Here is a 12,825-nt window from a genome sequence, read left to right as displayed (position 1 = left end):
ATCCTGGAACCGCCTACCTACAGTCGGACACAGGCATGTGCTTGAAGTGAGGACACGCAATGACCGCCTGCCCCTGCCGCCGGGTGATGAGACCTGCATTCCCTTTGGCAACGGGCGCAGTTATGGCGATGTCTGCCTCAATCCGGGTGCGACCGTGTTGCGGACCCGCGCGCTCGACCACCTGATTGCCTTTGACCGCGCGTGCGGCCGCGTAACCTGCGAAAGCGGGATGCTGCTAGCTGATCTGCTTGAACTGGTCGTGCCGCAGGGCTGGTTTCCGGCCGCCACGCCGGGCACGCGCTTCGTGACGTTGGGCGGCTGTGTCGCCAATGACGTGCATGGTAAGAACCACCACGACACCGGCAGTTTTGGCAACCATGTCCGCTCATTCGAACTCCTACGCTCGGATGGGCAGCGCCTGACCTGCTCGGCGGAGCACAATGCCGACTGGTTTGCCGCCACCATCGGAGGGCTGGGCCTGACCGGCCTGATCACGCAGGTAACGTTTGACCTGTTGCCGGTCTCCAACCCGTTCATGATCACGCAGGGCTACCGGTTCGCCACGCTTGATGAATTCTGGCGCCTCAATGCGTGCGCCGAGCGCGAATGGCCTTATACGGTGGCCTGGATAGACTGCACGCGCCACAGTGGGCGCGGTATCCTGTTTGCGGGTCAGCATGCGCCGCCGCAGCCTGAACTGCCGCCATGGAAGGACCACCACCGCGATGTGCCGGTGGATCTGCCGTTCTCATGCATCAACAGCCTCTCTCTTCGGGTGTTCAATGAAGTTTACTACCGACAGAAATTACCACGTGGCCGCCACCTGACCCATTACGTACCCTATTTCTACCCACTGGATGCGGTCAAAAACTGGAACCGCATCTATGGCACAAGGGGGTTCTACCAGTATCAGTGCGTGCTGCCGCCGCAGGTTTCGGCAGACGGCATTGCCGACATGATGCGCCAGATCGCGGGCTCGGGCATGGGGTCATTCTTGGCAGTGCTCAAGACTTTTGGCTCCCGCCCTGCCAGCGGGATGCTCTCTTTTCCCCGCCCTGGCGCTACACTGGCGCTTGACTTCCCCAATCTGGGTGAAAAAACGCTGCGGTTGCTGAACCGCCTGGACAGCATTGTTGCTTCGTCTGGTGGCGCCCTGTATCCCGCCAAAGATGCTCGCATGTCGGGTGCCATGTTCCGCCGGGGTTTTCCGCAGTGGGAAAAGATGCTGGCCTTTATCGATCCTCGATTTTCCTCGGGGTTCTGGCGTCGTGTAAATGAACCTGAGGGATGACCCTAAATGAGCAATATCATTATATTCGGCGCCACGTCGGCCATTGCCCGCGCATGTACGCGCGACTGGATTGCGGCGGGCCATAATCTCTTTCTGGTCGGGCGCAACGCGGACAAGCTGGAGATCATGCGCACCGACCTGCTGGCGCGAAGCACGCAGGGGCAAGTTGTCGAGATTGCCACCGCCGACCTCAATGATTTTTCCACGCATGAACCCCTTTACGCCAAGGCTGCCGAGGTCCTTGGTATGCCGGATACCGTGCTGGTCGCGCATGGCTCCCTGCCGGACCAGAAAGCCTGCGAGGCTTCGGTTGACCTGACGATGTGTGAAATCCGCACCAATGCGCTGAGCGTCATTTCGCTGGCGACACTGGCGGCCAACCTGTTCGAGCCGCGCCGGGAAGGCACGATTGCCGTGATCGGCTCCGTGGCGGGCGATCGTGGCCGCCAGAGCAATTACGTTTATGGAGCGGCCAAGGGCATGGTCGATATCTTCCTGCAAGGGCTGCGTAACCGCCTTGCCAAGGCATCCATTACGGTCCTGACCATCAAGCCCGGCTTTGTCGATACCCCGATGACGGCGCATATCCCCACCAAGGGGGCCCTGTGGGCGACACCGAATGATATCGGGCAGGGGATCATCCATGCCGTCAATCATAAAAGGGACGTCGTCTATCTGCCGTGGTTCTGGCGGATCATCATGCTGATTATCCGGTTCATTCCCGAAGCCATCTTCAAAAGACTCTCCCTGTGAGCCGCAAGCTTGCCGTGTTTGATTTTGACGGTACGCTGACACGACACGACTCCCTCATTCCCTTCCTGCACGCCGTTCGGGGCAGCGTGCGGCTGGGCTATGGCATGATGAAAAGCTTGCCTTGGCTGGTTGGGTATGCCCTGAAATGCATACCCAATGACACCGCCAAGCAGCGCCTGCTGCGTTATACGCTTGGCGGCCTGCCCCTGGACCGCCTGCAGGAAGCAGGACGTGCGTTTGCACACAACAGGATTCCCACCATGCTGCGGCCGGACATGATGGCCCGCCTGCGACAGCACCAGGCGCAGGGCGATGATTGCATCCTGCTCAGCGCTTCACTTGACCTCTATCTGGTGCCGTGGGCGCGCATGGTGGGATTTCATAATGTGCTGTGTTCTTCATTGGAAATGAACAAAAAGCAGCGGGTGACCGGTCAACTGAAAGGCAATAATTGTTACGGAACAGAAAAAGTGCGTCGCATAAAAGAATATATATCAAGACCCGGATGCTGCTATGGGTACATTACAGCATATGGAGATTCATCAGGTGATATTCCATTGCTGAAATTCTCAGATGAAGGATATATGGTAAAAAATAAAATCAATAAAACAAATTAAAAAATTATTATTTGCATTAAATATTAAAAAATATATCATAATACTAATGTGGATATTCTTGTGGACCCGACTTAAATACAAGACACCCTCCGGGATTTTGGAAGATAAACTTGAATTTTTTTACCCATCATATTGCAAATATTTTTCTATATCATCCTAAATATTTGCAATAATCGCGTATTGTGCGCCATTGTCAAGCACAATACGGGTAACGGCATGCCAGCGATCTTGCCCATGTTAGAGTCCGTTTGAGAATGGTCATGGGTGGACAATTCTGCGGAGCATGAGGCTACCGAGAGCGACATGGATCATTGCTTTCGAGACGTCGATCCTCTGCTCGTAATCCCGAACGAGGCGCTTCCAGCGCATCATCCAACCGAAAGTGAGCTCGACGACCCAGCGCCGGTGCAACACCTTGAAGCCCGACTCCTTGTTGGAGCGGCGAATGATCTCGAGGACGAAATCCTGATAGGTCGCGGCATCCATAAGACGGGTGCGGTCGTAGGCACCGTTAGTGAACAGATGCTTGAGCCAGGGCCATCGCTTGCGAATGGCCACGACGATTGCTTGAGCACCAGCACTATCAGAGATATCGGCGGTGGTCAGATTGACCATGAGCAATCGGCCATCTGTATCGACGACAATGTGTCGTTTACGACCGACGACCTTCTTGCCAGCATCAAAGCCCCGCGTTTCCGCGGCTGGTGCCTTGATGGACTGGCTATCAACGACGGCGGCCGTCGGGCTCTGCTCGCGCCCTTCGCGTTCACGGTCGAGCATCAGTGCGACGTCGTGGATCGTGCGAAACAGGAGCCGGCGCATGAAGCGGCGGAACCACCAATACACTGTCTGCCAGGGTGGAAAGTCGTTCGGCAGCATCCACCATCCACCGCCTGTTCGTGCCAGATAGCGAAGCGCATCAAGCACATCGCGCAGGTCCGTTACAAGCTTGCGACCGCGCTTGGCCGCTGACGGCAGAAACAACTGAATGAACAGCCATTCCTCATCCGTCAGATCGGTCGGGTAGCGCTTTAATCGCTTCTCAAATCCAGCCATCCGGCCACGGCTCGCTCGGGTCTACATCCCCCGCTTGAATCACGCCCAAGCCACCGCATCAACACATTCTCAAACGGCCTCTTAGGGTGCTGTTATTTTTTGAGAACCCATCCTGAATTTCGTGTGTTTGGTGTGATGCTGAGGAAGGAGAAGCATCATGGCTCGACGCAAGAAGCCCGTTATTACCGGCGCCGTTCTGAACGAAGTGGCAGCCTGGCAGAACCGGCCGCTGGAGGCGTTTTATCCGGTGGTGTTCTTCGATGTCCTGCGGGTGAAGATCCGTGATGAAGGCATGGTGCGCAACAAGGCGGTGCATATCGCCCTGGGCATACGCGCCGACGGCACGAAGGAGGTCCTCGGCTTGTGGATCGAGCAGAACGAGGGTGACGTGCCCCCCGAAAAAAATGTGCCCATTTTAAAGTAGAGTCCGATCGAGAAGGATACAGACGGATGAAACGCAGTCGCTTTACGGAAGAGCAGATCATAGGGATCCTGAAGGAACAGGAAACTGGGCTGAAGGTCTCTGATCTTTGCCGAAAACACGGGATCAATGACGCAACCTTCTACAAATGGAAGCCCCGCTATGGTGGTCTTGAAGTGTCCAAGGCCAAACGGCTGAAGGCGCTGGAAGATGAAAACAGCCGCCTGAAACGTCTTCTGGCGGATGCCATGCTGGATAATGCGGCGCTGAAGGAAATCGTTGGAAAAAAGTGGTGACGCCTGTCGCCAGGCGGTCGACCATATTCGCGGTGTTCTGGCCCTGAGCGAACGCCGTGCCTATGCGCTTGTCGGTCTTGCCCGCCGTGTTGCGCGCTATATTTCGACCAGGGCGGACGATGTCGTCCTGCGCCAGCGTCTGCGGGGACTGGCGGGCCAGCGGCGCCGCTTTGGATACCGCCGCCTGAGCTATCTTCTGGCGCGGGAAGGCCTCACACCCAATCACAAGAAGCTGTTCCGGCTGTATCGAGAGGAAGGGCTGTCGGTTCGTAAACGTGGCGGTCGTAAACGGGCGATGGGCACGCGCTCGCCGATGATGCTGCCCGACGGGCCAAACCAGCGATGGAGCCTGGACTTCGTCTCGGACGCGCTGAACAACGGACGGCGGTTCCGTGTATTGACGGTGGTGGACGATTACACGCGCGAATGCCTCGCGCTGGTGGCGGATACGTCGTTGTCAGGCGAGCGGCTCGGCCGCGAACTCGACCGGATCGGGGAACATCGTGGCTTTCCCTTGATGATCGTCAGCGACAACGTCCTATATCGGGAAGCATCAGGTCGATTTGGCAACACGTCTCCATCGGCAGTTTGCACTGTCGTTGAAAAATACTGCAAGCAAAAACCAGGCGGTCTCTACCGCAAAATAAAGGTGCTCCCTGCTATAGCAAACACAAAGTCCAGAGCGGCGTGATGGCGCCGTGGCTCTAACCGTCCTGAAGATGGGGTGCGATAACCCAGGTGGAGGACCCAAACATTGTCTACAGGGTCGCTGAAGCGCCCTCACGGCACTGAGTGAGAGGGGTTCCTCCACCTGGAACCGGCCCCTCAACGAAGGGCCGGTAATCGTCACCGCGTTTAATGATCGCGTGCACAACGCGTCCCATCTTTGCGGTGATGGCTGTGAACGCCTTGCGGCGCAGGTCCGGATCATGCCGGTCCCTGGCCACATAGCGATCGAACTTGTCACGGAAGCTGTTCTCGCGCTGACGAATGGCGACCTGAGCTGCCATCCACAATCTGCGGCGCAAGCGAGCATTGCCGCGCTTGGACAGCTTCGTTTTGCCGCGATACTGACCCGACTGGTAGGTGGACAGATCCAGACCGCAGAATTTGAGAAATTGCCGATGATGACGAAAACGTCTCAGATCGCCCGCCTCGGCCAGGATTGTCAGGGCATGGATCGGCCCGATGCCTGGCACCTGCTGCAGACGCCGGAAATCGGCATGCTCGCCCAGCAGTTCGATTGCCGCAACCTCAATGTCGTCGCGCTGGGCAATCAGGCGCCGCGCCTCTCCCAGCACCAGCCTGAACATCTCGATCGCAGGAGCATCCGGGGCAATCGGCAAGGCGATGGATGTCTGGGCTGTTTCCCAGATGTCGCCAAGCAGACGAGACTTGCTGACCTTGCGACCGACGACGTCCCAGGCTGCCGCGACAAACGCATCCTTGCCGAGCGCCGTGATGCTGGCCGGAACCGGGAATTGCTCGAGCAGAGCGAAAAACCAGTCGCTGCGGGTATTGCCCCTGAAACGCTCGATCTCCGGAAAATAAAGCGGCAGATAATGGGTAAGGATCCGGTGCTGGACCTCAGTTTTGGCACGGGAAATCACCTCATGCGTAACGGACAATTCCTGAACGTCATTGATCCTGTTGGCCAGCGGATCGTGATACGGTTTGGTTGCACCGATCTGGAGCATGTGCAGGATGACCTGCGCATCCTTGGGATCATTCTTGTCCCAGCCATTGTGCAGAGCTTCGCGTGTGCGGGCGAGGGCGACCGAAGAAATCAGGCGCGTATCAAACCCGGCCTGCACCAGGCGCCAGGCCAATGGCCGATGATAATGGCCGGTCGGTTCGAAGCCAACAATGACCGGTCGTGGCGCCAGAGCCTGGAGCTCTGCCACGAAGCGGTCATGCTCGATGCGCGTGTTAGCCACGGTCAGACGCCGTCGCCGCCGACTGTCAGGCATTTCGATCAGGACCTCATTGCGGGATTTGGCGACATCGATGGCGACGAGGACAGCAATCATTGGTGTAGTATCGGATCTGGTCACGGTCGGTTGTCTCCTCTGTGTGGCTGGACACCATCACTATGGAGACATGTCGCCTGGTCATGGCCGCCGATCTGGCCTTAAGGCCAGATCGGCATTACCGATGCCGACGCTTCCTGATGTGCTACGGGACGGAATTCACATCCCATGCCATTCTGAAATGGGCCGACGGGATGCAGATCGAATGGCATTATATCGCCCCGGGAAAGCCGCAGCAGAACGGGTTTGTCGAAGGTTTCAATGGCCGGCTCAGGGATGAATGTCTCAACGAAACGCTGTTCACATCCCTGACGCATGCCCGCCAGATTCTGGCTGACTGGCGGGAAGACTACAATACGGTACGCCCACATTCCCAACTGAATGGCATGACACCGGATCAGGTCGCCAGACAAGGGTCTCGGGGGCATGCCCCCGAGACCCTTGCTATTCCATCAACTCCAAGCCATGAAAAACGGGAACTCTCCTTTTGAGTGGATACAAAAAGGGGGGCACGTCAGTCTCAGGACCCTCACGATCGGCTTGCTGCAGTGCCACGCGCGTCATTGCCTGCGGCAGATCGAGGCGCAGGTCACATCCCTCGATGCGGCAACTGACGCGCTCGTGGCGGAAGATGCGCATCTGTCTCGGCACCGGGACGTGCTGGCCAGTATTCCGGGACTGGTACCGGTCACGGCTCATGCGCTTCTGGCCGACATGCCCGAACTCGGCATGATGGAAGAAGGTCAGGCAGCTGCACTGGCCGGGCTGGCACCCATCACGCGCCAGTCCGGCACATGGCGAGGCCGCAGCTTCATCCAGGGTGGTCGTGCCACCGTAAGACAAGCTCTCTACATGCCGGCCATCGTCGCCATGCGGTTCAACCCAGACCTCAAGCGTGTTTACGATCGCCTTATCGCAAAGGGAAAATACGCCAAGATCGCCATTACCGCAATCATGCGAAAGCTCGTTGTTCTCGCAAACGCCCTGCTTCACAAAGATCGGCTTTGGACGCCAAAAGCGGCTTGACCACAACGGATACTCTCAGGTCGATGAGTATTCGTCTTGGTCAAGTGTGGCGTGGTTCCCATAACCTGTCATTGCGTAACAGGACATTCGCCAGAATGACGAGACGCCGCATGAGAGCGGTCAGAGCCACTTTTGCGTGCTTTCCCTTATCCGTCAGACTAAGATAAATGCTTCGAAGGTCAGGGTTATGCCGCATGGCAACCAGAGCAGGCATGTACAGGGCGTTTCTGACATGAATCCGACCACCCCGAATAAAGCTTTTACCCTGCCACTTTCCTGATTGCCTGGTGACAGGAGCCAGACCTGCGAGCGCAGCAACCTGCCCATTTTCCAGTGTTCCCAGCTCGGGGATATCAGCGATCAGCATCGCAGCCGGCCTCTCCGATACCTGGAATACTGACCAGAATAGCGTGTTTTCGAGAGAGGCTCTCGTCTGTCGAGATCAGTTCGCTGATTGCCTGATCGATGGCTGCGATCTGAGCCTCTATCTGACGAAGTCTATAGCGTGTCAGACGTTTTAGGAGACTGAGCTGCAGGTTTTGCTGGCGATTGAGCAGGGCTGTCCTGTCACGGGTCAGATTTCGTCGTCCAGCTGCCAGCTCCTGGAGCGCAGACTGCAGCTCGTTGCAGATCGTAGACGTCCTGGGTTCAAGAAGTGCTCCCATCCTGGCCAGCATCATGGCATCTACCTGATCCGTTTTTGCAAGCTTCCCTGTTGCTTCAGCAAACTTTCTTGCGTGCCGCGGATTGATCCGTGAAAATGGGATGCCGGCCTTGGCCAGATGACTCTCCAGTTGACGATGGAAAGGGCCGGTCGCCTCGAAGACAACATGCACAGCATGTTGCCTGCCAATCCATCGTAGAAGCGTTCTGAGGCCTTTCGTATCGTTGGAAGTCTGGATCAGGTCACCAGATGGATATTGAGCGGCATCAAGGTGATCCTTGGAAACGTCAATGCCAACAACAACGTCATGACTCTCCAGCTTTGAGCATGTCTGTGCCATTTCCCATTGTCCTATGCTTGTCATCCAGGATTTTCTCCCAGGTATCCGTTCAGGCCCGAGAAAAAGAAGAGGCGGTCATACTCATTCGCGGCCCATCATGGCCTGTCCTGACTCGACCCGCTCTCTCCAGCAGTCACGAGGTGGCCACCTCCTGACTGCTGCCTTTGTCGCATACAGCGACCCGGATTTCATAAGACAAGTCCTGAGCCTAATATGTCATGTCACGAAAACACCCACGGAAATAATTTCGTAGTATTATCATGGCCGGTGTGAATATGGCGCCGCGTTTCCAACCAAGTCCAACATTCATTGTCGGTATCTGATCTGATAAGGTCGCCGTCTCGATACGCTTACCTTCCAGTGACCATGGTCGGTACACCATATCAGAAAGAATGGTGACACCCTGTCCATTTGCCACCATAGAGCGTACTGCCTCTACCGACGAAGTTCGAAGTATAACATTTGGTCTATGCTTTGATTTTTTCCAATATTGCAATGAAGTATTGGCAGCCTCATCAATGGTCAGCATTACGTAAGATTCATCAGAAATATCGGCAAGCGAAAGTTCTGGCCTTTCCAGCAATGGATGTTGGTGGCAAACCCATAACCGGCGGTATGAAGAAATAAGAGGTTCCGATCCAATATCCTGATTATGGATATTGGACGTAAGAAGAACTGCAATGTCGTAATCTCCCTTCACCAGGCCTAGTTCAATGTTTCTTCTTGTTATTTCGTGAATATTTATAGTTAAATCAGGATACATTTTCTTGAGACGTTTAAGGTGGGGCGGTAGAAAATATCCAATGACGGTATAGGTAGCGGCAACGGAAATTGTTCCGCTGAATTTTTCAAGCACTGATCCAACACCAAGCGCTTCATCAACCTTGTTTAGCACATCATAGGCATGAGCTAGAAACTGGCGTCCTGTTTTTGTCAGTTCCATGCCATGAGGCAGACGAGAAAATAACGGCGTTCCAACAGACATTTCCAGTTCGCGAATGGAAGTCGTAATGGCTGATTGCGATATGGATAGTTCTGTAGCCGCCTGAGAAATTTTTCCGAACTGGGCTACCGCCACAAAATACCGAAGCTGTCTTAGGGTCAGGGACATGGAATATCCTTCATAATAGCACTGTGCACGTTCTGATTTTTCAATATCACGCCCACTGAATTTTATATTTTCCAAACAGCATACATGCCTGATAGATTCGATATCAATACGAAACATCCTCGGGAGGCATTGCTTGCATGCGCAGTAACCGAGGCTGGTGGGAAATAGCGTCATGCCCTTAAAAAAAATCGATCTGAACTGTGATATGGGAGAAGGATTTGGCCATTGGCTGATAGGCGATGGCGACGATGATCATATCCTGAATTATATCAGTTCAGCCAATATAGCAGCGGGATTTCACGCAGGTGACCCTGATATCATGAACCGGATTGTCGCTGCGGCTGTACAACATAATGTAGGCATCGGGGTCCATCCGGGTTTTCAGGACTTGCGGGGGTTCGGACGGCGTCATATCCAGGCTGAGACAGCTTCTCTGGTCAACGACGTTATCTACCAGATGGGTGCGCTTGAGGTCTTTGCTCGCCTATATCAGGTTCCACTAGCCCATATCAAACTGCATGGCGCTTTGTTCATGCATGCCGCGAGAGATCATGAATTCGCGCAGCTTGTTTTGGAACGCATACATGCACTTTATCCGGATGTGCCCTTTTACTGTCTTTGTGGTTCAGCCTCCTATCAGGCAGCCTGCATGATTGGACATCCAGTCGTGCGGGAATTTTATGCCGATCGAGCATATGATGCCTCCGGGTTGATTGTCTTTAGTCGCAATTCGCCGGAATGGGATGTGGATTACATGACGCAGCGCGTGCTGCGTGCATGCATGGAAGGAAAAGTGCGGACAGTTGAAGGCTTGGAACTGGATGTTTCCTTCGACAGCATATGTTTCCATTCCGATACGCATGGCGCACTTGCTGTCGCGAAAAGCCTACGTGACACCTTGACACGTCATGACATCCAGATTGCCAGACGTAATTGATATTTCGGTAAAACACTGGAAAAGAAGGGATCATATCATGTCTTCCAACGCGATTGCGGCACCCATGCCTGGTATTTTTTACAATCAACCCGGTATAGACCAACCCCCATATTTTCAGCCGGACGATATCGTCATTACCGGGGCAACCATCGGGTTGATCGAGGTCATGAAAACTTTCACACCTGTCACCGCGCCGGTTGGTGGCCTGTTCAAAGGTTATCTTGTCGAAAATGAAGATGCAGTAATGGCGGGAGATCTGCTGGCTGAAATTCTGGTTTGAACAGGGAGAAAGGATTATGTCGATTTCAAAGCTTCTAATTGCGAACAGGGGTGAAATCGCCGTTCGCATCAACCGGGCTGCGCAGGCGCTGGGTATCAGCACCGTTCAGGTGGTAAGCAGGGCTGACCGGGACATGCTTGCGGCACAACTGGCTGATGAAGTGATTGAAATCGGCCCGGCACCTGCATTGCGTTCCTATTTGTCCATTCCCGCCATCTTGGATGCTGCGCGGCGAACTGGTGCTGATGCAATTCACCCCGGATACGGTTTTCTGGCCGAAAACGCTGCCTTCGCCCAGAGTGTGGAAGATGCAGGCCTAATCTTTGTTGGACCAAAAGCTGCAATAATTCGCCAAATGGGGGACAAAATTTCTGCTTTGACAGCAGCAAGGGAAGCTGGTGTTCCTACATTGCCTGGTAGCGATGGTAGTGTGGCAGACAGTGCAACCGCACGTGCGATTGCCCATGATATCGGTTATCCCGTTATGATTAAGGCCACGGCAGGTGGTGGTGGGCGTGGCATTCGCGTGGCGAGGAATGAAACACAACTGGAAGAATTATTTGCTCAGGCCATGCAGGAGGCAGCAAGCGCCTTTGGCAATGGAAGCGTATATCTGGAACGCATGATTGAGTATGGCCGCCATATCGAAGTTCAGGTTTTGGGAGACGGTCATGACGTCATACATCTTTATGAACGGGATTGTTCGGTCCAGCGACGTCGGCAGAAGGTGTGGGAAGAAGCGCCTGCTACCTGTCTTTCTCCATCTGTTCGCGCAGCATTGTGCCAATCTGCCGTGAATTTAGCCCGGCAAGTTGGTTATAATTCTGCAGGAACAGTTGAGTACCTTTATGATCAAGTGGAGGAAAAATTCTATTTTCTGGAAATGAATACCCGTATCCAGGTTGAACATCCAGTAACGGAAATGGTGACAGGGGTTGATATCGTGGTAGAAATGCTACGTATCGCGGACGGGGAAAGGTTGCACTTCAAACAATCCGATATTCATCTCCATGGCCATGCCATTGAATGCCGGATCAATGCTGAGGATCCCGAGCGTAATTTTCTTCCCGCACCGGGGCAGGTCAAGAAACTGGTTATGCCACAAGGCACCGGGGTGCGCGTTGATACTTTTCTATATGAAGGTTACACGGTGCCGCCTTTTTATGACTCTCTTGTTGCAAAAATCATCGTTCATGCTGACCAACGTGCACAGACCCTCGCAACATTGCGTAAAACACTAGATTCCACACGGGTAGAGGGCTTTGCCACAACGCTTCCCCTTCACGTCAGGCTGGCTGGCACGTCGGAAGTGGCTACAGCAACCTATGATACAGGTTGGCTGGAACGTTGGCTATCACAGGATCAGCTGTTACACGGGAGTGCCATGTCATGACCCGTTATACTTTTGGAGGTGATGAGCAGATCCTGGCTATTTTTAGTGATGAAATGAGCCTGAAAGCTTGTTTCAGGGGATTTCATCTTGCTGATGTCATCCGGAGCAGGAAGATTGCTGGCATTACTGAAATCTGCGCGGGTAATGTCGCCCTGATGCTTCGGTTTGATCCAGATATCATTGCGCCAGATATACTTATGAACGAACTGGAACAACTGGATTCAACCCTTTCCGCAGAGGAAGGTAGTTTTGAAACGCGTGTGATTGAAGTGCCGGTTCTTTACGGTGATCCCTGGACGCATGAAACTCTTATGCGATTTCGCGACAGGCACCAGAACCCGGAACTTACCGATCTGTCCTACGCCGCTGCCATCAATGGCTATCCGAATGTAGCTGCTTTCATAAAAGCCCATACCAGTGCGCCCTGGATTACTTCGATGGTGGGTTTTGTTGCAGGATTGCCTTTCCTATACCAGATGGTTGAACAGGAACAGCAGATCCAGGTGCCGAAATATCTAAGGCCCAGAACGGATACGCCAGCCCTCTCAATCGGGCACGGTGGTTGTTTTGGTTCGATCTATCCGGTCCGCGGGGCGGGGGGGTATCAGTT

Annotated in this window: 11 protein-coding genes and 4 pseudogenes; 11 read left to right on the top strand and 4 right to left on the bottom strand. The window is 54.3% G+C overall.

Annotation, left to right across the window (positions count from 1 at the left end):
- The first annotated feature begins 46 nt into the window (after nt 1-46).
- The 3 genes from F1542_RS00530 to F1542_RS00520 are packed head-to-tail and all read left to right on the top strand — an operon-like array spanning nt 47 to nt 2,661.
- The gene (locus tag F1542_RS00530; RefSeq protein WP_346011732.1) at nt 47-1,291 is read left to right on the top strand and encodes an FAD-binding oxidoreductase; all 1,245 of its coding nucleotides are present in this window, start codon (nt 47-49) and stop codon (nt 1,289-1,291) included.
- Nucleotides 1,292-1,297: 6 nt separating this feature from the next.
- A complete protein-coding gene (locus F1542_RS00525; protein ID WP_193731290.1) occupies nt 1,298-2,044 on the top strand; it encodes an SDR family oxidoreductase in 747 nt (248 codons plus the stop codon).
- Complete coding sequence (locus F1542_RS00520; RefSeq protein ID WP_193731289.1) at nt 2,041-2,661, top strand: HAD family hydrolase; 621 nt, start codon at nt 2,041-2,043, stop codon at nt 2,659-2,661. Before F1542_RS00525 ends, F1542_RS00520 begins: the two co-directional genes overlap by 4 nt.
- A gap of 258 nt (nt 2,662-2,919) precedes the next feature.
- Here the strand turns inward: F1542_RS00520 and F1542_RS00515 are convergent, their stop codons facing one another.
- On the bottom strand, nt 2,920-3,717 hold the full coding sequence (locus F1542_RS00515; protein ID WP_193731288.1) for an IS5 family transposase: 798 nt from the start codon (nt 3,715-3,717) through the stop codon (nt 2,920-2,922).
- Nucleotides 3,718-3,898: 181 nt separating this feature from the next.
- On the opposite strand from F1542_RS00515, the pseudogene F1542_RS00510 reads away from it, so the two are divergent.
- Together F1542_RS00510 and F1542_RS00505 are read left to right on the top strand one after the other, a co-directional pair.
- Nucleotides 3,899-4,102, top strand: a pseudogene (locus F1542_RS00510) (transposase); the annotation flags it as partial.
- 65 nt (nt 4,103-4,167) lie between these two features.
- Nucleotides 4,168-4,969: pseudogene (locus tag F1542_RS00505) on the top strand (IS3 family transposase); the annotation flags it as partial.
- Between the two features lie 223 nt (nt 4,970-5,192).
- On the opposite strand, the gene F1542_RS00500 reads toward F1542_RS00505, so the two are convergent.
- Nucleotides 5,193-6,488, bottom strand: coding sequence for an IS110 family transposase (locus tag F1542_RS00500; RefSeq protein WP_408886208.1), 1,296 nt, complete (start codon nt 6,486-6,488; stop codon nt 5,193-5,195).
- Nucleotides 6,489-6,613: 125 nt separating this feature from the next.
- Here F1542_RS00500 and F1542_RS00495 point away from each other — a divergent pair.
- Nucleotides 6,614-6,955: pseudogene (locus F1542_RS00495) on the top strand (transposase); the annotation flags it as partial.
- A 49-nt stretch (nt 6,956-7,004) separates the two neighbouring features.
- On the top strand, nt 7,005-7,490 hold the full coding sequence (locus F1542_RS00490) for a transposase (protein WP_227672321.1): 486 nt from the start codon (nt 7,005-7,007) through the stop codon (nt 7,488-7,490).
- Nucleotides 7,491-7,530: 40 nt separating this feature from the next.
- On the opposite strand, the pseudogene F1542_RS00485 reads toward F1542_RS00490, so the two are convergent.
- A pseudogene (locus F1542_RS00485) lies at nt 7,531-8,494 on the bottom strand (IS110 family transposase).
- A gap of 208 nt (nt 8,495-8,702) precedes the next feature.
- The gene (locus F1542_RS00480) at nt 8,703-9,605 is read right to left on the bottom strand and encodes a LysR family transcriptional regulator (RefSeq protein ID WP_193731287.1); all 903 of its coding nucleotides are present in this window, start codon (nt 9,603-9,605) and stop codon (nt 8,703-8,705) included.
- Between the two features lie 157 nt (nt 9,606-9,762).
- Between F1542_RS00480 and F1542_RS00475 the strand changes: the two genes are divergently transcribed.
- The 4 genes from F1542_RS00475 to F1542_RS00460 all read left to right on the top strand — a co-directional run.
- Complete coding sequence (locus tag F1542_RS00475; protein ID WP_346011731.1) at nt 9,763-10,542, top strand: 5-oxoprolinase subunit PxpA; 780 nt, start codon at nt 9,763-9,765, stop codon at nt 10,540-10,542.
- A gap of 37 nt (nt 10,543-10,579) precedes the next feature.
- Nucleotides 10,580-10,822: a biotin/lipoyl-containing protein gene (locus tag F1542_RS00470; protein ID WP_193731285.1), complete on the top strand. Its 243-nt coding sequence runs from the start codon at nt 10,580-10,582 to the stop codon at nt 10,820-10,822.
- A gap of 16 nt (nt 10,823-10,838) precedes the next feature.
- Nucleotides 10,839-12,215: an acetyl-CoA carboxylase biotin carboxylase subunit gene (locus F1542_RS00465; protein ID WP_193731284.1), complete on the top strand. Its 1,377-nt coding sequence runs from the start codon at nt 10,839-10,841 to the stop codon at nt 12,213-12,215.
- The coding region (locus F1542_RS00460; protein WP_193731283.1) for an allophanate hydrolase subunit 1 at nt 12,212-12,825 on the top strand (614 nt) is incomplete at its 3' end. The genes F1542_RS00465 and F1542_RS00460, both read left to right, overlap by 4 nt.

This window comes from Komagataeibacter sp. FXV3 (assembly GCF_015155755.1).
Lineage (GTDB): Bacteria > Pseudomonadota > Alphaproteobacteria > Acetobacterales > Acetobacteraceae > Komagataeibacter.
The sequence above is the reverse complement of the archived record's forward strand: the minus strand, read 5'-3'. Positions and strand labels throughout refer to the sequence as shown.

Bases quoted from the DNA above. Each gene is read 5' to 3' on its own strand.
- F1542_RS00525 (WP_193731290.1), top strand. From the start codon at position 1,298: ATGAGCAATATCATTATATTCGGCGCCACGTCGGCCATTGCCCGCGCA.
- F1542_RS00515 (WP_193731288.1), bottom strand. From the start codon at position 3,717: ATGGCTGGATTTGAGAAGCGATTAAAGCGCTACCCGACCGATCTGACG.
- F1542_RS00480 (WP_193731287.1), bottom strand. From the start codon at position 9,605: ATGTCCCTGACCCTAAGACAGCTTCGGTATTTTGTGGCGGTAGCCCAG.
- F1542_RS00470 (WP_193731285.1), top strand. From the start codon at position 10,580: ATGTCTTCCAACGCGATTGCGGCACCCATGCCTGGTATTTTTTACAAT.
- F1542_RS00465 (WP_193731284.1), top strand. From the start codon at position 10,839: ATGTCGATTTCAAAGCTTCTAATTGCGAACAGGGGTGAAATCGCCGTT.